This is a genomic window from Salinispora fenicalii (assembly GCF_000514815.1).
In the GTDB taxonomy this organism is placed as follows: Bacteria; Actinomycetota; Actinomycetes; order Mycobacteriales; family Micromonosporaceae; genus Micromonospora; species Micromonospora fenicalii.
The window spans coordinates 159,438-179,379 of sequence record NZ_AZWQ01000008.1; the positions used below are offsets into that span (position 1 = coordinate 159,438).

Genomic DNA, 19,942 nt, shown 5'->3' on the forward strand with positions numbered 1-19,942 from the left:
CGATTGTTATAGCTATTGTCAATCGATGTACACCATCGCCTGGAATGGTGGGGGCATGCCGAAACAGCCACCGGACCGTCGCCGCCACACCCCCAGTGCCCGCTGGCCAACCGCCTGGGTTGCCGCGGAGTGCTTCCCGGCCCAGCCACCGCACCGCGGCACCCGCGCCTCTCCGATGCTCACCTGGGTTGAGCTGAACAGCCTGCCCACCGGCAACCTCAACACGCGCTGACCATCCGTCGGGCCACCCAGGGGGCGTCACGCGGGATCAACACCACTACCGCACCGACCGGCGAGCCGACGCCGGCATTCGCACACCTGTCGGGTAACGTCTGCTGGTCCTCCAGACCGGCCTACGACAGGAGAAGTTCCGCGCATGGGCAAGAAGACGATCCGCGTCTCCGACTTCAGCGGCCGGGTGCTCCAGCCCGACGACGAGGCCACCCGGGTGGTCGTCCTGGAGCACCCCGACCTGGTTGCCGGGCCCGTACAGTTGGACGCCATCCCCGCCGAGGTGGAGAGCATCGACGACGCGGCCCTGGATGTCGCGGTCGTTGAGATCCACGACAGCCACGGCGGGGGCGATCCGCGCCGGGTCGTACTGACAGCCAGCGAGTTCGACGCGATGGCCACCGACACGCCGATGGCGCAGCTGCTGCGGACCGCCGAGCGGGTTCGCCCCCCGAAGACGCGCCGCGCCGCCGAGAAGGTCGACTACAGCAGTATCGAGCACGCGGGCCGACCGCACCGGGGTCGAGTCACCGAGGAGGAGGCCCGGCTGGTGCGCGAGCGGCTGGACGAGGTCAACAAGCGCCTCGCCGACTCCGGCGTACGCCAGATCGACCCGGCCGATCCGGAGCACGCCGCCCGGTACGGCTTCCCCACCCCGGACTGACCAGCTCGCTTTCCGGCGGCCGGGGTCGCGGCGGTACGTGTCGTCTCGACCCCGCCCGCCCCTGTCCTGCTCCGTCCTGCTTCGCCCCGACCGCTCCGCCGTGGCGCGGCGAGCGGCGTTGATACGCCGGCCGCGTGGGTCAGCGGGGCCGAGCCCAGCTGTCGGCGTTTCGGCGAAGGGATACCGCGTGCGGCTCCAGGTGGGATGCGCGATGTGGACGCACAAGGCGTGGCAGGGGCGTCTGGTGGCCCACCCCCTACCGGCACCCGAGCGCCTGCGGCACTACGCCGGATGGTGCACGGCGGTGGAGGGGAACACCACCTTCTACGCGACCCCCTCTCGGGAGACGGTCTCCTCCTGGGCGCAGCAGACCGACCCGGACTTCGGGTTCGTGCTCAAGCTGCCCCGGGTTGTCACGCACGAGCGCCGTCTCGGCGCCGTCGACGAACCGCTGCGCGCCTTCCTCGACGCGGTCGAACCCCTGGGCCCCCGGGCGCAGGCCCTCTGGATCCAGCTGCCCGGTTCTTTCGCGCCTGACGACGTGGCCGTCCTCGCCCGCTTTCTGCGGCGTCTTCCGCCGACCTACCGGTACGCGGTCGAGGTGCGCCACCCCGCGTTCTTCGTCGACTCCAGCGCGGCCCAGTTGTTGGTCCGGACGCTGGCCGCCACCGACACCGAGTGGGTCCCCTTCGACACCACCACATTCTTCGCCCGCCCACCGACCAGCGACGCGGAGCGGGACGCCTGGACGAAGAAGCCACGGATGCCGCTCCGCTCGGCGGCGCTGACCGACCGGCCGATCGTCCGTTACCTTGGCCGGGACGATCCCGACCAGACCAGTGCGGGCTGGCGGCGCTGGGTCGACACCGTCGCCGGCTGGCTCCACGAGGGCCGCTCGCCCACCTTCTTCGTCCACACTCCAGACAACGCCGATGCCCCGGTGCTCGCCCGTCGCTTCCACGACGAGGTGCGCGCCCGCGTACCCGCGCTCGAGCCGCTGCCCCAACCGGCTCCGGTGCAGCCGCTGACGCTCTTCTGAGCGCCGCCGCTGCTGAGCGCAGTCACCGCTGAGCGCCGCCGTCGGCGCTGACCCACGTTGCGGAAGCCGAGTCAATCGTCCTTTTGCCCAGACCGACACCCTTAACGCCCGATACGCGTTGTTCTTGACGGTAGAGATATTTCTACCCGCACAGGGGGATAGGTGGCTAAGGATGGCTGCTGCCCTATTAGCGGTCATTTGCCGGCTCGGAGGTATGCACGATGCAAGGAATCGGTCAACGGCTCGGCCGAGGCGTTGGAGGGCAACAGACGGGACGCACCGCCGCCGGCTGGCTCTCCCTCGCACTGGCCGTGACGGTCACGCAGGCGGTCGTCGTGTCGCCCGTGTTCGCGCAGAACAAGCCACCAGCGAAGGCCGCCGTGACAGACACCGCCCTGTCCTGGGGCGAGAACGACAAGGGGCAGTTGGGTATCGGGACCAATGACAACAGCGAGGTACCGGTCGAGGTCAGCCTCCCCGCCGGCACCCTGGTCACCGACATCGCCGGCGGCGCCTCCCACAGCCTGGCGTTGACCAACACCGGCACCCTGCTCGCCTGGGGCGACAACTCCTTCGGCCAGCTCGGCGACGGCACCACGAACAGCAGCAACACCCCCGTCGCGGTAGACCTACCCGCCGGAGCAGAGGTTACCGCCATCGCCGCCGGCAACGTCCACAGTCTGGCGTTGACCTCCAGTGGCACCGTCTTCGCCTGGGGCGACAACTCCTCCGGCCAGCTCGGCGACGGCACCAACGACGCCACCAGCACACCCACCACCGTCAGCCTGCCCGGCGGCACCACGGCGACCGCCATCGCCGCCGGGGCCGTCCACAGCCTGTCGCTGACCTCCACCGGCGGCGCCCTCGCCTGGGGCGGCAACGACCAAGGCCAACTGGGCGACGAGACCACCAACAACACCAACGCACCGGTCAACGTCGCGCTGCTGCCGGGTACCACGCTCGCCGGGATCGCCGGCGGCGCCGCCCACAGCCTGGCGATAACCTCTGACAACGTCGCCGTCGCCTGGGGGGACAACTCCCAGGGGCAGCTCGGGGACGGGACCAACGACGACGCCCTCGCGCCGGTCAACGTCGCGGTGGCACCGGGCACCGAGGTAGTCGCTGTCGCCGCTGGCCGCATCCACAGTGTGGCGTTGTTCGGCAACGGCACCGCCGCCAGCTGGGGTAACAACTCCTCCGGCCAGCTCGGCAACGGAAACAACCTCACCAGCAACACCCCGGTCGAGGTCGTCCTTCCCGCCGACACCACGCTCACCGCCATCGCCGCCAACAACGGCAACCACACCGTGGCGATAACCAACACCGAAACCGCCCTCGCCTGGGGCGACAACTCCTTCGGTCAACTCGGTGCCGAGGTCACCACCGCCAGCAGCAGCAACACCCCCATCGCGGTCAGCCTGCCCGCCGGCACCACCGTGACCACCACCGCCGTCGGCAGCAACCACAGCCTGGCCCTGCCCACCCTGATCGCGACCTCCAGCACGGACCTGCAGGTCTCGCCGCCGGACCCGACCACGGATCAGGACGTCACGCTCACCGCCACCGTCACCTGTGACCCCGGACCCGCGACCGGCGACATCACCTTCCGCAACAACAACATCGACCTCGCCACCGTGCCCCTGGACAGCAACAGCACCGCCACCTACACCACTCGGCTGCCGGTCGGCACCCACACCATCACCGCCCACTACACCAGCACGACCGTCCTCTGCCCCAACAGTGACTCCGAGGCCGTCACCATCACCGTCACTGAGCCGACCAACCCGACCGACCCCACTGACCCAACCGACCCCACTGACCCGACCGACCCAGACCTACCCATCACCGGGGCCAGCCTGCCCAGCCTGCTCGGCACCGCCACCCTGCTCATCCTCGTCGGTGCCAGCTTCATGTTCCTCACCCGCCGACACCGCTCCACCCACCACCAGAAGTAGCGAGTAGCAAGCACAAAGCCCGGCCGGGGCTGCTCGTCGCCGATAGCGACGGGCAGCCCCGGCCGGAGCCGTCAGTGCCGGTGATACCGGATCGTCAGTGCCGGTGGTAGTTGTCGGGCTGGTTCGGGTCGCCCGGGTGCTCCAGCCCCGGCACCAGCCGCAGCCGGTGCGCGCGAGCGTGGTCAAGCCACCGAACAAAGGCGACCCGACGCGCGGAGTCGTTGATCCGATCAGTCGGATCAAGAGCCGGATCGACCAACTCCCGATGCCCCCGAAGCACCACCGTCCACGAGTCGACGGTGACCGTCTCCCCCGGCGTGGCCGAGCGCAACGCCTCCGCCAACGCCGCCGGCAACGAGTCCGGGGTCGCTTCGAAGTCGCCATCCGCGGAGGACAACTGCCACACGACTCCGGCCGAGGACGCAGCGGTCGCCGCACGGTAGGCAGCGACCTGCTCCGCTGGCGCGGTGACCTCCGCGGTCAGCTCCGCGTACAGCGCCCGGACCGCGGCGCAGCCCTCGAACGCCGCCGCGGTGATGGATCCGAACTCGACGGCGGCCAGCTGATCCAACCGAACCAGTGGCGCATCCGTCACGTCGAGACCACGGGCCTCGGCCTCCGCACTGCAGAGCTGTTCGGTCAGGATCACCTGCGCCACCCAGCGGGTCAGCTGCCGGTCCTCCGCACTACCGGGCACCGGCAGGGCGGAGGACCGCAGCCCGCCGCGCAGGGCGGCGAGCCGGCGGTCAAGTTCCGTACGGTCCAGTGGCCGTCCGTCGAGCCAGCCCAGCACCGACTCGTCGAGCTGCGCGGTGGTCATGGCTCCAGCACCAATTCAACCGTCGGGGCGTACTGGCAACGGCCGAACCACATCACCTTCACCAGCGCCCAGAATCGGCCCGGATCGGCGTCCCGCGGGGGAACGACGTCGAAGGTGATCGTGTCGGACTCGCCCGCGGGCAACGCGACGCCACGGATCGGCTCGGCGATGGCGTCCCAGGTGCCCCAGGGCGAGACGAGCTGGAGCTCAGCCCGGATCTCCCCCCGAGTGCGGTTGTGCAGAGACACGCCGACGGTCGCCCGCCCACCGGGGGCGACGGTGACCGAAGTGGTGGTGACGTCCACCGTGAGCCCGGTGTCACGTCCCGTCTCGGCCTTCGTGCCCTGCGCCGCGTCCCAGTCCTCCGGAATGTCCCCGGGCACCGGCAGCAACGCGGGAAGCTCGCCGACGGCGACCGTGGTGACATCCTCGATGGTCTGCCCAAGGTGCTCGGTCCGCGCCGTGATGAAGTACAGCCCGGACTCCACCCCTTCCGGCGGCGTCACGGTGACGTCGAAGCGAAGCTGACCATCCGGGTCGAGCCGGTACGGGCGGCTGCCCAGCGAGGCCGTCCACCCCTGCGGGGCGAGGATGGTGACGGTCCCCTCGACGGCCGCGTCCCGCAGGTGCGAGGCGAGCACCACGGAGACCTCGACCGGCTCACCGACGGTCCGCAGCAGCCCCGGGGAGACACCCACCGAAACCGGCAGGTAACCCATCGGCGCCGGGCCCCGGTTGTGCAACCAGTACCGGGAGTGCACCGGCTGGGCGATCTCGACCTCGGGCCCGAGCGGTTCCTCGCTGCGCGGGGCCGCTGCCGGCACGCCGACGACCGTGGTGACCTGCGAACCCGCCAACTCGATCGAGTCCGCGAGCGCCGCACCACGACGTTCCAACAGGTCGGCCTGGTGCTTGTCGGACAGGGCCAGCGCACCGGTCAGGGTCGCGGAACGGCCGAGCCCGGTGGACTCGAGCAGCCGCAGACTGACCGCGTCCGCCGGGTCCGAGGACGCGGCGGCGCCGTGCGCGATCGGGTTGCCGGTCGGCTTGAGCGTCCCGATCAGCACCTCCCGGGCCGGCTCCACCCCCAGGTACGAGTGCGTCGCTGGCTTCGTCCCCGAGTGGTTCTCGGCGACCCGGCCGTACAGCGGGTGGTTGTACTCCTGGCCCTGCGCGGGCAGCGTGAGCGCCCGCCAGTCGCCGTCGCCACTGGTCACCGCGTAGTTGAACTCGTGGGTCCAGTGCTGCAGCTGGAACGACGCGCCGTCGGGCAGGGTCCGCTTCGGCGGGTCGATCCACACCCCGGACGGCCAGCCGGTGCACGAGCGCATCAGCGACAGGTGCAGTGCTCCGGTCGGGTCGATGGCGAACCCGGGCAGCCCGTAGGTGAGCATCGCGACGGTGTGGTCAACCAGCAGCTCCGAGGTCGGCACCGTACCCGGGCAGCACGCCTGGATCTGGGCGTCGGCGACGTCCTCGGTGAGCGCGGCGACGTCGGTGACCACGAGCGCCGGTAGCGCCCGCAGGTCCCGCAGGTCGGCGTTGGGCTGCCACACCTCGTGCAGCGGCTTCTCCGCCGGAATCCAGACCCGGCCGTGCTGCTCCAGCGCCTCGACGTACTCCGGGCCCGCCCGCTCCAGCAGTTCCCGGGCGGCGTCGTTGGTCTGCGACCCGCCGATGACAATGCGGAAGTCGGGCAGGTTCGAGTCGACATCGAGCCAGCCGTACCGCGCCCAGTCGGCGCTGGCGGTGGTCACGGTGACGCCGACCGCGGCCAGCGCGACGACCAGGTCGCGGGCGTCGGCCGCCTCGTCGAGCGTGGGCGTGACAACCTCGGCGACGCCCAGGGCCCGGTCACCCAGCGGGGAACCGGCGGCGTCGGAGAGCGAGACCCGCGCCGTGGAGCCGAGCCCGAACCAGGTGTTGGCCGGGTTGTCCAGCGTCCAGGGTGCCTCGGCGGCATCCACGTCCGGCAGCGCGAACCCACGGCCGACCACCGCGGCGGCCACCTCGGAGACCGGCAGCGCGCCGGGCAGGTCGACCGGGAACCGCACCCGGACCAGCCGGTCAGCGCCGGCGAAGTCGACGATGCGGGTACGGCAGTCCACGCGGCGCACACCGTGCCACAGCGTGATCGTCTGCTCGTAGCCGATCTCGTCCACGACACCGGAGACCACCAGGCGGGAACCGATCGGGCTGGTCTCGACGCGGACCGTCGCCCCCGCCGCCGCGCTCCCCACGACCGGGCCCTTCGGGATCAGGTGCCACGGGCCCTCGCCGAAGTCCGGGTGGGCCGGGTACTCCTCGTAGATCCGCAGCTCGTTGCCGAGGTGGTCGGCGCGGATCAGCTCCCGCTTCGAGAGCTTGTCGTAGATGCTGTCGAGTCCGCCACCGCGCTCGGCGTCGGCGGTGACCCGGTAGAAGGCGTTCTCGATCGCGGCACCGTCGGCGGGCGTCCAGGCCGGCTCGGCGCTGGAGACGCCCGGCAGCAGCCGCCAGGTCCGCCACCCCAGGGCGGGGACGTCGGCGGCGTGGAACCGCAGCGTCCCCCGGTCAACGACGGCCGGCACCTCGGCGCCGGTGTCGTCGATCACCCGGCCACCGTCGTGGCCCTCGGGCAGCCGTACCGACACCAGGTCGGAGCGGACGAAGGAGAGCGTGTTCGCGACGACGATCGGAGTCCCGTCACCGGTGGTGTCGACCGTCCCGACGAGCACGTCCAACGCCCGGTCCCGGACGGCGGCCGCCAGGTCGTACGCTTCCCGCCAGCCGGAGAGCAGGTCGATGTAGACCTGGTCGGACTCCGATCCGGTGATCGCGTCGTGGTGGGCGCCGTAGGCGAGCTGCCGCCACACCTTGTCGAGCGCGGCGTCGGGGTAGCGGCCGAGCCCTTCCAGCGCAGCCAGCGTCGCCAGCTTCTCCGCGTCCACGGCGGCGACCTCGCCGGCCCGCTGCGCCTGCTTGGTGTCGATGTAGGAGACGTCCTTGCCCGTGTAGACCGGGTTCATGTCCCGCGTCTGTGGGCTGGGGCGGCGGCCGGTCTCGGCCAGTTCCGCGCGGACGGCGTCGAGGAAGTCCCGCGGGTTACCGCAGACGAAGCGAGGCCAGACGTACTTCTCGGCCCACGAACGGTGGATCTCGGTGACCCACTTGTTCGGCGGGGTGTAGTCGGTGCCGACCGGCAGCAGCAGGTTCTTCGTCGCGCCGACCGGCTTGAGGCGCTGGTACAGCTCGTAGACGGCCTTCTCGGCGCTGGCCAGGTCCGGCGAGGAGTCCATCCACCAGCCGGCCGAGTAGTGGTGCGGCATGAAGTGGGTGAGGACACCGAGACCCGACGGCGAGATCCACTCGAACTCGCTCGGGAACTGCATCACCGTCGCGTCGTTCTTGGCCTCGCGGAAGTTCTTCTGGATCGGCCCCCACTGGTGGAACGGGCCGCGGGCCCAGGCCGAGCCGGTCAGTCCGGCGTCGGCGAGGTAGCCCGGGAACTGCGGGTCATGCCCGAACACGTCCAGCTGCCAGGCCGTCTGCGGATCGCCGCCGAGGATGTCCCGCTGGTAGCCGACACCGTAAATGATGTTACGGATGGTGGTCTCGGCGCCGGTGAGGTTGGTGTTGGGCTCGTTGTAGGTGCCACCGATCAGCTCGACCTGACCACGCTCGATCAGCAGGCGCAGGTCCGCCCGTCGCTCGGGGTGCAGGTCGAAGTACGGCTTCAGGTAGTCGATCTCGGCGAGGACGAAGGTGTACACCGGGTCGCGCAGGGCGAGGTCCATGTGCGCGTCCACCAGCGCGAAGCCGTTGCGCTCCCAGAGCGGCCGGGTGGTGGCGTCGCCGGAGAGCAGCTCCCACGGCGAGGTGTACGCGGCCTGCGTGTTCCACCACACCGGGTCGTAGTGGAAGTGTGAGACGAGGAACATCGTCCAGCCCGGCTCGGCGACCTCGACCGTGGCTTCCGCGGTCGCGTCGCCGGCCGTGACGGTTACCGGCAGCTTCGTGCCGGGGGTTCGGTCGTCGATGTCCAGGGGGACCTCGACGACGCCCGTGCCGGTCGCGTTACCGGAGACACCGGGCCCGGTGACGGTGACTGGGCCGGCGGGTCCGTCAAGTGTCACGCGGAGCACCTGACGCGGATTGTCTTCGGTACCGACGAACAGGTCGGTGGACTCGACGGCGGTAATCATGACCGACACGGGGTCATCCTTTCTGTTGGTACGCCCACCAGCGCAAACACATCGCGCCGGTGGCAGTTGGGGAGGCTATTCGCCGCTGGCCACAGACTCGTGGGCGCAGACGACGAGGTCGTCGTTCTGGGTCAGGGTGGTGACAACCAGCCGCACGTACCGGGTGTTGACGCTCACTGGATGTGTCGTCAACTCGGCGCGTTCGCCGACCGGTCAAGCGCCGGGTTGGTCCTGGTCGGCGCGGTGCCGGACCAGGTGACGGTGGTGGTCGCCGCGGTGGAGCGGCCGTACTCGGTCGAGACCGCCTCGACCTCGATGGTCACGCTGGTCTCGGTGCCGACCCGGTCAAGCTGCGGCACGAAGTACGCGTCATTCGGCGTGGCACCCAGGAGGGTGCGGCTGCCGTCCGGGTTGCGACGGTACACCTCGTAGTGGTGCACCGTCCCCTTGGCCGAGGGGGTCCAGGCCAGCCGCAGCGTCTGCTGGCTCGCCGAGACGTCGGTGCTGCCCAGGACGGTCAGATCGGTCGGCGGGGTGACGCGGTCCACCTTGCCGTCGTAGACGGCGAGCTGGCCGACCTTGATGTCGTAGGACGGGACCGCCTCGGACGCTGACGCCTGCAACCCGATCTGGGCGATCGTCTTGCCGGCGTACTCGGAGAGGTCCAGGACGCGTCGCTCCCAGCCGGTGCCGGAGGTCGAGCCCAGGTCGAGGGGGATGAAGGTGTCCGGGGCGTCGGTGAACGCCACTGCCGCGCTCAGGTGGGTCGCACCGGCCTGCGGGGTCTTGACGACCGCCGACAGCTTGGTGTCCGTGGCGACCTTCAGCTGGGTCTGGTAGAGGCGCACGGTGTTCGTGGCGTCCAGCGTGCCGTTGAGGCGCAGCGTCGAGCCGCCCTCGTAGGCGTCGGTGAAGTCCAGCGACGGCGTCAGCTTCGTGCCGGTCGAGGAGACGACCCACTGGTACGTCGGCGGCACGTCCTGCAGCGACAGGTTGTTCCAGCCACCGGTGTGCACCCGCTCACCCAGGACGTGGTAAGCGTCACCGTTTCCGGTGTTGAAGCTGGTCACGAAGGGTCTCCGGGTCACCGGGGTGGACTCGGCGAGGTAGTTGGCGAGCCCCTTCCAGGGCGAGGAGGTCGCGGTGTTCGAGGGGTCGCCGTTCGCACCGACCCAGTAGCGAGAATCACGCTCCCGGAAGTCAGCGGGCCCGCTCGAGGACTTCCAGGTCCACTCCGGGCGGTAGATGCCCAGGGAGGTGACGTGCGACTCGTCGGCCGGGAACAGGGAGTCCCAGTCGACGTTGGTGTGGTAGCCGTTGGCCTCGGTGTCGATGCCGGCGTGCAGGTCGTACTCGCTGCGCCGAAGCGACTGCGCGTGCTCCCGCGACTCCGCGAGCAGTTCGCTGTTGGACCACCAGAAGTTGAGGAACATCGAGTCGGCGACCGGCTTCCGGCCACTACCCAGGAACGCGTCGTTGGCGTCGGTGAGCGCGTTCTGCCAGGAGATGGGGCCGGATTCGGTCATCGCGTCGTACCACATGAACTCCAGGCCCTGCTTGCGGCCGTGGGTCATGGCGTTGCGCATCTCGGTGGCGAGGGCGGCGTCGCCACCCGTCGTCTCCTGGTTGATGAACCAGCCCTCGAAGCCGTAGTACTCGGCCACCTCGGCGAGCTTGTCCACGACCGGATAGGTCGAGCCCGACTTGGCGACGAAGTCATGCACCCAGTCGATCTTCCCGCCGTAGGCGACCGGCGGGAAGAAGACAGTGCCGTACACCTTGACGCCGTTGCGGTGCGCGGCGTCGATCACCGTGGGGTTCGGCGCGAGGATCAGGCCCTCGACGGACGATCCGCCCCAGAAGACCAGGGTGTCGATGTACTGCCAGTGCCCGAACGCGTAGTAGTTCTCGTCGAGCGAGCCCTGGGACGGGTTGTCCGACGTCGGGGCGAACGACACCAGCGACGCCACCTCGCCCTCGCCGGCCCGCGCGTTCGGGTTGGCCTTCAGGGCGGGGTCGGAGACCCGCTTCTGAAGCGGAACAGTCGCTCGGTTGAAGCGGGCGTCGGGGTCGGTGTCCGGGTCCCAGTCGAGGATCTCGTTCGGGAACCAGTACGAGGCGTACGGCTGACTGTCGTCCTGCGGGTTGGTGTTGGCTGCCGCGGTGGGGGCCGCGTTGAGGGTGCTGCCAGCCACGACTGTGGCACCAACCAGCAGGGACAGAAGCAGGCGTCGCATCCAGGATCACCTCCATTGGGGGTGGGGGGGTGGGGGTGGGGCGAGGGTTACCCCTTGATCGCCCCCTCCTCGACGCCGCGGAAGAAGAACCGTTGCAGCGTCGCGAAGACAATGACGATCGGAATGAACGCGATCATCGTGCCGGCCGCGATGACCCGCGGGTTCGAGGTGAAGGCACCGCTGAGGTACTGCAGGCCGACGGTGAGGGTGTAGTTCTGCGGGTCGGTCAACACGATCAACGGCCACAGGAAGTCATCCCAGGCGCCGATGAACGCGAAGATCGTGATGACGCTGAGCATTCCCCGCACGTTGGGGAGTCCGACATGGATCAGCCGTTGCCAGGCCGACGCCCCGTCGATCACCGCCGCCTCGTCCATCTCGTCGGGGATCGCCATGAACGCCGCGCGCATCAACAGCACGTTCAACATGGCGACAGCGGTGGGCAGCGCCACACCGACCAACGTGTCGGCCAGACCGAGGCTGCGGACCGTCACGTACTGCGAGATGATCGTCACCTCGCCGGGCAGCACCAGGGTGCCGAGCACCAGCGCGAGAAACAGCGTCCGGCCCCGGAAGTGCAGCTTGGCGAGGGCGAACCCGGCCAGGGTGGCGCCCACGGCGTTACCGGCGACCGCCATCGCCGCCACGATCAGCGAGTTCTTCGCGTACGACAGGACGGGGATCGTCTCGGTCACCCGCAGGTAGTTGTCGAACGTCGGATCGGAGGGAATGAACTGCGGCGTCAGGGTGTAGATGTTCTCGCCGGCGCCTTTCAGGGAGGTGGACAGCTGCCACACGAACGGCCCGACGGTCACCACCAGCGCCAGCAGCAGCAGCGCGTACCGGAGCAGCTTCTCGCGCCGCCGCATGGTGCCGAAGCCCGAGCCCCGACGCCGTCGCTTCGGCGCGGAGGCCGGCGTCTTCGCCGGAGCGCCGGCGGGAGGGGTGGTGAGCTGCGTCATGGCTAGGCCGCCTTCCGGTTCAGGCGCAGGAGGAGAAGCATGGGGCCGACAGTGATCACGAACAACAACAGGCTGAGCGCCGAGGCGTAGCCGAGGTGCCCGGTGAAGCCCCGGCTGTACATCTGGATGAGCATGACCAGGGACATGGTCCGGCCGCCGGGCCCGCCGGTGCCGTTGGTGAGCACGAACAACTCGGTGAAGACCCGCAGTGCGGAGACGGTGACCAGGACGCTGACCAGCAACATCGTGGTGCGCACCCCGGGCACGGTGACCGACCAGAATCGGCGGATCGGACCAGCGCCGTCAACCGCGGCCGCCTCGTGCAGCTGGCGCGAAACGTTCCCCAACGCCGACAAGTAGATGATCATGTAGTAACCCAGCCCCTTCCACACGGTGAGGCTGATCGCGCTGAACAGCAGCAGCCAGCGCCCGCTGAGGAAGGGCAGCGGTTCGGTGAGGAAGCCGAGCTGTTGGGCCAGCCCGTTGACCAGGCCGCGGTCCTCCAGCAACCAGGTCCAGATCAGCGCCACGACCACCGCGGAGGCGATCACTGGGGTGTAGAAGGCCGTGCGAAAGAACGTGATGCCCGGCAGCTTCTTCTCCAGCAGCACCGCGAGCAGCAGCGGCAGGAACAGCAACAGGGGTAGGCAGACCAGCATGTAGACGATGCTGTTCACCAGCGCATAGACGAGTTGATCGTCGTTGAGCATGCGCTCGAAGTTGGCCACTCCAGTGAAGCTTCCACCGCCGAGTGGCTTGGCGTTGGTGAACGCGAGGACCACGGTGTTGATCGCTGGCCAGAGGTTGAACACCAGCAGCCAGACGAGGGCAGGCCCGAGCAACAGCCAGGGGGTGAACCAACGCTGAGTTTTCATTACGTCCCGCTCTGCTTTTCCGGTGGGGTGGCGTGGCGATGCGGTAAGTCGCGCAACGACAGGTGATGGCAGTGGTGGCGCGGGCGGCGCCGGTGCTCGGCCGGCCGGGGTTCCGGTCCGGCCGAGCACCGCTGGTCAACGTGGGACCGGCCCGGCTCGGCCGATCAGTTGTTGAGCAGTTCGTTGCACTTCTCGACTGCCTTGTCCAGCGCCTCCTGGGAGGTGATCTCTCCGCTGATCGCGAGGGAGAACTGCTGATTGATGAAGTCGGTCATCGCCTGGTCGACGATGACTGGCTTCAACGCCTCCGCCTCGGCCAGCGAGGTGAAGGCGATCTTCTTCGCGTCTCCGGCGTTGGTGCCGTCGCTCTCGCTGAACTGCGGATCCTGAGCGGAGGCAACTGTACTCGGGAAGATGCCGGGCACGACCTCAGCGAAGGCCGCCTGGTTCTCCGCGCTGGTCACCCAACGGGCGAGGGCGACGGCCGTGGACAGGTTGTCGCTGCCCTTGGCCACCGACAGCCCCTGGGTGTACAGCGGCGGGGTGCCGATCGCCGGTGACGCGATGATCTTCTCGGCCAGCGACGGGTTGTCGACCTTGATGGTGTTGATCGAGTTACCGCCACCGGTGGTCCAGGCGACCTGCTGCTTCTTGAACAGCTCCATGTTGCCGAGGTAGGCGTCGGTCAGCACGTTGCGGGGCAGGAGCCCTTCGGCGAAGGCGTCCCGGTAGGTGTCGAGGACCGCCACGGCCTCGGGGGTGTTGAAGACGAACTCCTTGCCGTCCGGGGAGAGGATGTCGACTCCGGCCTGGGTCAGGTCCTCGACGCTGGGCATCCGGCTCAGCAGGTGGACCTTGCCGTCGGACTCCTCCTTGACGATCCGGGCCTGGGCGACCAGTTCCTCAATCGTGGTCGGGAGCTTGGTTTCGTCCAACCCGTACTGGGACAGCAGCTCCGTGTTCCAGTAGTTCACGTCGGTGTTGAGGTACCACGGGTAGCCGTAGACCCCGGTCTGACCGGCGTACTCGTAGGAGGCGACGGCACCCGCGACGTACTCCTCGCGGAGCTTGTCGTCGGCCTGGTCAACGTCGAGCAGCAGCCCCTGCTCGGCGAGGGGCAGGGCGAATTCCGGTGGGAGGTTCGTCACGTCGGGCAGCTCATTGCTGGCCGCCTGGCTGAGCACCTTCTCCGGGTAACCGTCACCGGGCTGATCCAGCCACTTAACGGTCGTACCCGGGTACTTCTCCTCGAAGCCGTCGATAACACCCTGCATGTAGTCGGTGAACTTGGGCTTCAGGGCCCAGGTCTGCAGGGTCACCGTGCCTTTGATCTCACCAGTGATGTCGACCTGGTCGTCGCTGGTGTCCGCGTCAGACAGCCCGCATCCCGCGACGGCCGTCAGCACGGCCGACGACAGGGCAAGCCCGGCCAAGCGTGTTCGCATCTCTCTCCGCCCCTATCTTTTAGTCAGCCGGCCACCCCGTCGGATCGGGCGTGTCCGGTGCTCACAGGCGATCCGCCGGCAATGATAAACCGGTCTAGTGAACGGACTATCCCCCCGGTTAGAATCACGTGTCAAGAGCGGCGTCGCTTCTTGGTAGCCGCGTGGAGGGAGAGCGTCGCCAGATGCAGCGACCGACAATCGCCGACATCGCCCGGCGGGCCGGGGTCTCCAAGGGTGCCGTCTCGTTCGCGCTCAACGGCCGGCCCGGCGTCAGCGAGGCCACCCGGGCCCGCATCCTCCGCGTGGCCGAGGAGATCAACTGGCGCCCACACAGTGCGGCGCGGGCCCTCGGCGGAGCCCGAGCCGACGCCGTCGGGCTGGTGATCGCCCGCCCCGCGCGCACTCTCGGGGTGGAGCCCTTCTTCGCTCGCCTCCTCTCCGGCCTGCAGGCGGAGTTCTCCAGTCAGTCGATCGCGCTGCATCTGATGATCGTCGAGGACACCCGAGCGGAGATCGAGATCTACCGGAGTTGGGTCTCCGAACGCCGGGTGGACGGCCTGGTGCTGATCGACCTGAAGGTTCGTGACCCCCGCATCGCCGTGGTGGAGCAGCTCAAGATCCCGGCCGTCGTGGTCGGCGGGCCGGGCCGGCACGGGCGTGTCTCCTCGGTCTGGGCCGACGACCGCGCGGCGATGCTCTCGGCGGTGGAGTACCTCGCTGTACTCGGCCACACCCGGATCGCCCACGTGTCGGGGCTACCCGAGTTTCAGCACACCCAGCGCCGGTCCCGAGCACTGCGGGATGCCGCTACCCGGTTGAAGCTCCCCCGCGCCCGGTCACTGCACACCGATTTTAGCGATGCCCAGGGCGCGGCAGCCACTCGCAAGCTGCTCGCCGGGGCCGGTCGCCCAACGGCGATCATCTACGACAGTGATCTGATGGCCGTCGCCGGGCTGGGCGTCGCGCTGGAGATGGGCGTCGCCGTCCCGCACGAGCTATCGATCATCTCCTTCGACGACTCGGTGTTGGCCCAGCTCACCCACCCCTCACTCACCGCGCTGTCCCGCGACACCTACCGGTTCGGCGTGCAGGCGGCCCAGGCCATGACGGCAGTTCTGGCCGACCCCACGAAGACGAAGAACCACAAGACCGAGACGCCACGGCTGATCACGCGGGAGAGCACCTCACCGACCCGCAACTAGTACTCCCGAGTCGGTGCTCGCGCATCGAGCAATACTCGCAGTGTCGAATAAATCGGTTTAGCTTCCCATCTATGCCTGGCTATCCACCTGGAGGACCCTTTGATCACCAATGCCCGTACGCAGAGCACCCGAAGGTTCCGCCTCGGCGCCAACTACGTACCGTCCGACGGCTGGTTCTACAGCTGGCTCGACTTCTCGGCTGACGCGGCCCGCCGCGACCTCGAAGACCTGGCGAGCATCGGCCTGGACCACGTACGCGTCTTCCCGATCTGGCCATGGATCCAGCCCAACCGCGCGCTCCTACGTCAGCGGCCAATCGACGACCTGCTCTCGTTGATCGACGTAGCGGCGGAGTTCGACCTCGGGGTCTCGGTCGACCTGCTCCAGGGGCACCTGTCCAGCTTCGACTTCCTGCCCTCCTGGGTGCTCACCTGGCACCAGAGCAGCATCTTCACCGACCGGACGGCCCGCGACGGCATCAACGAGTACGTCCGACGGCTCAGCACCGAGGTCGCGACGCGCCCCAACGTCTTCGCCATCACCCTCGGCAATGAGGTCAACAACCTCTGGCCCACCAACCCCACCACCCCCGACGCCTCCCACCAGTGGGCGGCGGAGCTACTGGATGTGGTCCGCGCCGCAGCGCCCGACACGCTCCGCCTGCACTCCGTCTTCGACGACGCGTGGTACGCCCCCGACCACCCCTTCCACCCCGCCGAGGCGGTCGAGCTGGGCGACCTGACCACGGTGCACTCCTGGGTGTTCAACGGCACCTCGCGCATCGATGGGCCGCTTGGTCCGGCCACCACCTCACACGCCGACTACCTCGTGGAACTCGCCGCCTCGAGCGCCACCGACCCGACCCGTCCGGTGTGGCTGCAGGAGGTCGGGGTGCCCCGGCCGGACGTACCAGCGGAGCAGGCCGGCGAATTCGTCGCCCGCACCCTGGCCACGGTGGCCAGCAACCCGGCGCTGTGGGGCGTCACCTGGTGGTCCTCGCACGACATCGATCGTCGCCTCGCCGACTTCCCGGACCGGGAATACGATCTGGGCCTGTTCACCGTTGACCACCGACCGAAGCCCGCCGCGCTCGCCCTGGCCGAGTTCGCCCGCGACACCGCGGCCCACGCCGCAGCCCCGGCCCGACCAGCCCTGGTGGCGCCGATCAACCCGCTCCAGGAGCCCGCGCGGCGGGCGGAGGTCGCGCCGGGGAGCGCGTTCCACCGGGAATGGGTGCAGGCCCGGCAGACCGAACCCACCGCGATCGTCACCCCGGACCGGGCGACCGACGAGGGCTACCTCACCGCCCGCGGCCTCGGCCCGGTCCGCTAACCGGGATTTCGACCGGCCNCGACCGGCCGCTCAGGTACGACGCCAGGCGAGCAGGCCGAAGAGCAACCCCGCCGCCCCCGCCACCGACACCATCCGGTGCCGGGACAGCCACGCCTGCGGGCTGTGCCGCAGCGACCGATCGGTGAACGCGCCGTGCGCGCCGAAGTCGTGACCGCCGGGCCCATCGGCCGGCTGCCACAGGTTCACCGGCTGGTCCGGTCCGATGGGCTGGTCGGTCTGCTGCGAGTCGAAGCCCGTCCGGCCCAGGTAGCGATCCAGCAGCCCCGGCACCAGCCGGTTACCCAGGATGGTCAGGACGGTGGGCGTACCCACCCAGTAGGCTCGCCGCTCCGGCCGGGCCGCGGCGGCGACGATGGAGCGGGCAGCGACCTCCGGCTCGTAGATGGGCGGCACCGGCTGGGCGTGCCGCGGCAGCCGGGACAGCAGCCACGAAAACTGTGGGGTGTTCATCGCCGGCAGGTGCACCATGGTGACCTTGACGTTGCTCTTGTCGTGCAGCAACTCACAACGAAGTGATTCGGTGAACCCGACGATGGCGTGCTTGGCCCCACAGTAGGCGGCCTGCAGGGGAATCCCCCGGTACGCCAGCGCCGATCCGACCTGCACGATGGCACCCCGGTCCCGCGGGACCATGTGATCCAGGGCCACCCGCGTGCCGTAGACGTAGCCGAGGTAGGCGACCTCGGTGGTCCGGCGGAACTCTTCGGGCCGAATCTGCTGGAAGGGCGCGAAGACCGAGCTGAACGCCACATTGATCCACACGTCGATCGGCCCCAGTTCGTCCTCGACCCGCTGGCCGGCGGCGGCGACCTGGTGGTAGTCGGCCATGTCGACCTCGATCGGCACGGCGTGGCCGCCAGCGGCGCGGACATCGTCGGCCGCGGCGTCGAGACCGGCACGACCGCGGGCCAACAGGGCGATCGTGACCCCCGGCCGCGCCAGCTGCCGTACGGTGGCCCGCCCGACCCCGCCGCTGGCACCCGTGACCACCGCCACCTGAATCTCCCGTAGCCCGTGCCCCATCCGCGCCACCTCCCGTAACGGGTTTACCTGCTCCGGTTCTACTCGGGTCGGCACGCTGTCTACCCGGCCCGGGCCGGGATAGTCGGCTGGCAAGTGGGCTGCCGCGGGTGTGAGCCGCCGCCGATCGGGTACCGGGGACGGGGAGGTGCTGCCGTGGCCCGCAACGAACGGACCAGTCGATCCGAGGCGCCGCACCAGCATTCCCCGACCGTGCTCCGGGAGTACGCCTTACTCGCCGACGGCCAGCGGGCGGCGCTGGTCGGCCCGGACGGGAACATCGTCTGGCTCTGCGCCCCCGGGTGGGCCGACCCGCCGCTGTTCAGCAGCCTGCTCGGCGGCCGGGGCAGCTACCTGGTGACCCCGACGAACCCACGCTTCGTCTGGGGTGGCCAGTACGAGCCCGAATCGCTGATCTGGATCAACAGGTGGGTGACCACCGACGGAATCATCGTCACCCGGGAGGCCCTGGCCTTCCCCGGCGACCACCGACGGGTGGTCCTGCTTCGCCAGATCCACGCCCTGGACCAGGACGCGGCGGTCCGGGTGCGGCTCGACCCCCGGGCGGATTTCGGTCGAGAGCGGATCCGCCAGGTACGGCAGGATGGTGGGCTGTGGCACGCCCGCACCGGCGACCTGTACCTACGACACCGCTGCGACCAGCCCCTCGAATCCGACACCGAGGGGACGCTCGGCGGCGAACTGCGGGTGCCGGCCGGTGGCCGGATTGATCTGGTGTTGGAGATCTCCACCCAGCCACTCGAGGAGGCGCCGCCCGACCCCGCCGAGCTGTGGCGGATCACGGAGAAATCCTGGCGCAACGTGCTGCAGCCGCTGACCCACGGCACCGCGGGACGGGACGCGATCTTCGCCTACACGGTGCTACGCGGGCTGACCCGGCCCGGCGGTGGGATGGTCGCCGCGGTGACCACGGGGCTGCCGGAGCGGGCGCTCGCCGGCCGCAACTACGACTACCGGTACGCCTGGATCCGCGACCAGTCATTCGCCGGGCAGGCCGCCGCCCTGATCGGCCGGCACGACCTCCTCGACGACGCGGTACGGTTCCTCACCGATCGGGTCCTCGCCGACGGCGATCGGCTCGCTCCCGCCTACACCGTCGATGGCACCCCCGTACCGCCGGAAGAGGAGCTCACGTTTCTGCCCGGCTATCCGGGAGCCAAGGCCCGGACCGGTAACTGGGTTCGAGGGCAGTTCCAGCTGGACGCCTACGGCGACGTGCTGATGGTCCTGGCGACCGCCGCCGACCAGGGACGCCTGGAGGCCACCTCCTGGCAGGCGCTGACCGTCGCCGCCGAGGCCATCGAGAAGTGCTGGCGGTCACCCGACTCGGGCATCTGGGAGCTTCCGGCCCGGCAGTGGACCCACTCGAAGCTGACCTGTGTGGCCGGGCTGCGCGCGGCGGCCCGGGTCGCGCCGGGCGGGCTGGCCGGCCGTTGGGCCTCCCTCGCCGACACGATCCTCGCCGAGACCACCACGCACGGCCTGCACCCCTCCGGACGCTGGCAACGCGCATATGACGATCCCCGGGTTGACTCGGCGTTACTGCTGCCGGGAATCCGAGGTGCTCTCCCCGAGGGGGACCCCCGGACCGAGGCGACCCGTCGGGCCGTCCTGACCGAGCTCCAGCAGGACGGCTACCTGTACCGGTTTCGACCCGACCGCCGTCCGCTGGGCGACGCCGAGGGGGCCTTCCTGCTCTGTGGTTTCGCCGCGGCGCTCGCCGAGTGGCAGGCCGGCGACGCCGTCGCCGCGAACCGGTGGTTCGAACGCAACCGAGCGGGGTGCGGCCCACCGGGACTCTTCACCGAGGAGTTCGACGTGGCGCAACGGCAGCTGCGGGGCAACCTACCGCAGGCCTTCGTGCACGCGCTGATGCTCGAAACGGCCGTACGCCTCGGCCACGCCGCTCCCTGCGCCGACTAGGCCCTGCCTGC

The 19,942-nt window shown here is 69.6% G+C and carries 14 protein-coding genes; 7 read left to right on the forward strand and 7 right to left on the reverse strand.

Features of this window, described 5'->3' with window-relative positions; genetic code table 11:
- Positions 1 to 25 precede the first annotated feature (25 nt).
- The 4 genes from B116_RS24560 (at position 26) to B116_RS0100750 (ending at position 3,889) form a co-directional block, all read left to right on the forward strand.
- On the forward strand, positions 26 to 232 hold the full coding sequence (locus B116_RS24560; RefSeq protein ID WP_033667207.1) for a hypothetical protein: 207 nt from the start codon (positions 26 to 28) through the stop codon (positions 230 to 232).
- Between the two features lie 144 nt (positions 233 to 376).
- Positions 377 to 895 carry a hypothetical protein gene (locus B116_RS0100740; protein WP_018723602.1) on the forward strand — a complete coding sequence of 173 codons (519 nt, stop codon included), beginning with the start codon at positions 377 to 379 and terminating at the stop codon, positions 893 to 895.
- A gap of 211 nt (positions 896 to 1,106) precedes the next feature.
- On the forward strand, positions 1,107 to 1,934 hold the full coding sequence (locus B116_RS0100745; protein ID WP_027658908.1) for a DUF72 domain-containing protein: 828 nt from the start codon (positions 1,107 to 1,109) through the stop codon (positions 1,932 to 1,934).
- A gap of 221 nt (positions 1,935 to 2,155) precedes the next feature.
- The gene (locus tag B116_RS0100750) at positions 2,156 to 3,889 is read left to right on the forward strand and encodes an RCC1 domain-containing protein (protein WP_027658909.1); all 1,734 of its coding nucleotides are present in this window, start codon (positions 2,156 to 2,158) and stop codon (positions 3,887 to 3,889) included.
- Between the two features lie 94 nt (positions 3,890 to 3,983).
- On the opposite strand, the gene B116_RS0100755 is transcribed toward B116_RS0100750, so the two are convergent.
- The 6 genes from B116_RS0100755 to B116_RS0100780 all read right to left on the reverse strand — a co-directional run bounded on the left by B116_RS0100755 (position 3,984) and on the right by B116_RS0100780 (position 14,412).
- Positions 3,984 to 4,709: a DUF7158 domain-containing protein gene (locus B116_RS0100755; protein ID WP_018723605.1), complete on the reverse strand. Its 726-nt coding sequence runs from the start codon at positions 4,707 to 4,709 to the stop codon at positions 3,984 to 3,986.
- Positions 4,706 to 8,902, reverse strand: coding sequence for a glycoside hydrolase family 38 N-terminal domain-containing protein (locus B116_RS0100760; protein WP_018723606.1), 4,197 nt, complete (start codon positions 8,900 to 8,902; stop codon positions 4,706 to 4,708). Before B116_RS0100760 ends, B116_RS0100755 begins: the two co-directional genes overlap by 4 nt.
- Positions 8,903 to 9,081: 179 nt before the next feature.
- Complete coding sequence (locus tag B116_RS24565; RefSeq protein ID WP_033667208.1) at positions 9,082 to 11,130, reverse strand: endo-beta-N-acetylglucosaminidase; 2,049 nt, start codon at positions 11,128 to 11,130, stop codon at positions 9,082 to 9,084.
- Positions 11,131 to 11,177: 47 nt separating this feature from the next.
- The gene (locus tag B116_RS0100770) at positions 11,178 to 12,092 is read right to left on the reverse strand and encodes a carbohydrate ABC transporter permease (RefSeq protein WP_018723609.1); all 915 of its coding nucleotides are present in this window, start codon (positions 12,090 to 12,092) and stop codon (positions 11,178 to 11,180) included.
- Positions 12,093 to 12,094: 2 nt separating this feature from the next.
- Positions 12,095 to 12,967 carry a carbohydrate ABC transporter permease gene (locus tag B116_RS0100775; protein WP_018723610.1) on the reverse strand — a complete coding sequence of 291 codons (873 nt, stop codon included), beginning with the start codon at positions 12,965 to 12,967 and terminating at the stop codon, positions 12,095 to 12,097.
- Positions 12,968 to 13,131: 164 nt separating this feature from the next.
- Positions 13,132 to 14,412, reverse strand: a complete 1,281-nt coding sequence (locus B116_RS0100780) for an ABC transporter substrate-binding protein (protein ID WP_027658910.1) — start codon at positions 14,410 to 14,412, stop codon at positions 13,132 to 13,134.
- A 182-nt stretch (positions 14,413 to 14,594) separates the two neighbouring features.
- Here B116_RS0100780 and B116_RS0100785 point away from each other — a divergent pair, with 182 nt between their 5' ends.
- Complete coding sequence (locus tag B116_RS0100785; RefSeq protein WP_027658911.1) at positions 14,595 to 15,614, forward strand: LacI family DNA-binding transcriptional regulator; 1,020 nt, start codon at positions 14,595 to 14,597, stop codon at positions 15,612 to 15,614.
- A 99-nt stretch (positions 15,615 to 15,713) separates the two neighbouring features.
- Positions 15,714 to 16,946, forward strand: a complete 1,233-nt coding sequence (locus B116_RS0100790) for a glycoside hydrolase 5 family protein (RefSeq protein WP_027658912.1) — start codon at positions 15,714 to 15,716, stop codon at positions 16,944 to 16,946.
- Positions 16,947 to 16,976: 30 nt separating this feature from the next.
- On the opposite strand, the gene B116_RS0100795 is transcribed toward B116_RS0100790, so the two are convergent.
- Entirely contained in the window at positions 16,977 to 17,990 is a 1,014-nt protein-coding gene (locus B116_RS0100795) for an SDR family oxidoreductase (RefSeq protein ID WP_018723614.1), read from the reverse strand.
- 153 nt (positions 17,991 to 18,143) lie between these two features.
- On the opposite strand from B116_RS0100795, the gene B116_RS0100800 reads away from it, so the two are divergent.
- Complete coding sequence (locus tag B116_RS0100800; protein WP_027658913.1) at positions 18,144 to 19,931, forward strand: glycoside hydrolase family 15 protein; 1,788 nt, start codon at positions 18,144 to 18,146, stop codon at positions 19,929 to 19,931.
- Positions 19,932 to 19,942 lie beyond the last annotated feature (11 nt).

What these genes read in the sequence shown, in the direction of transcription:
- B116_RS0100750 (WP_027658909.1), top strand. Translation starts at nt 2,156, where the DNA reads ATGCAAGGAATCGGTCAACGGCTCGGCCGAGGCGTTGGAGGGCAACAG.
- B116_RS0100770 (WP_018723609.1), bottom strand. Translation starts at nt 12,092, where the DNA reads ATGACGCAGCTCACCACCCCTCCCGCCGGCGCTCCGGCGAAGACGCCG.
- B116_RS0100785 (WP_027658911.1), top strand. Translation starts at nt 14,595, where the DNA reads ATGCAGCGACCGACAATCGCCGACATCGCCCGGCGGGCCGGGGTCTCC.
- B116_RS0100780 (WP_027658910.1), bottom strand. Translation starts at nt 14,412, where the DNA reads ATGCGAACACGCTTGGCCGGGCTTGCCCTGTCGTCGGCCGTGCTGACG.
- B116_RS24560 (WP_033667207.1), top strand. Translation starts at nt 26, where the DNA reads ATGTACACCATCGCCTGGAATGGTGGGGGCATGCCGAAACAGCCACCG.
- B116_RS0100740 (WP_018723602.1), top strand. Translation starts at nt 377, where the DNA reads ATGGGCAAGAAGACGATCCGCGTCTCCGACTTCAGCGGCCGGGTGCTC.
- B116_RS0100795 (WP_018723614.1), bottom strand. Translation starts at nt 17,990, where the DNA reads ATGGGGCACGGGCTACGGGAGATTCAGGTGGCGGTGGTCACGGGTGCC.
- B116_RS0100755 (WP_018723605.1), bottom strand. Translation starts at nt 4,709, where the DNA reads ATGACCACCGCGCAGCTCGACGAGTCGGTGCTGGGCTGGCTCGACGGA.
- B116_RS24565 (WP_033667208.1), bottom strand. Translation starts at nt 11,130, where the DNA reads ATGCGACGCCTGCTTCTGTCCCTGCTGGTTGGTGCCACAGTCGTGGCT.
- B116_RS0100745 (WP_027658908.1), top strand. Translation starts at nt 1,107, where the DNA reads ATGTGGACGCACAAGGCGTGGCAGGGGCGTCTGGTGGCCCACCCCCTA.
- B116_RS0100775 (WP_018723610.1), bottom strand. Translation starts at nt 12,967, where the DNA reads ATGAAAACTCAGCGTTGGTTCACCCCCTGGCTGTTGCTCGGGCCTGCC.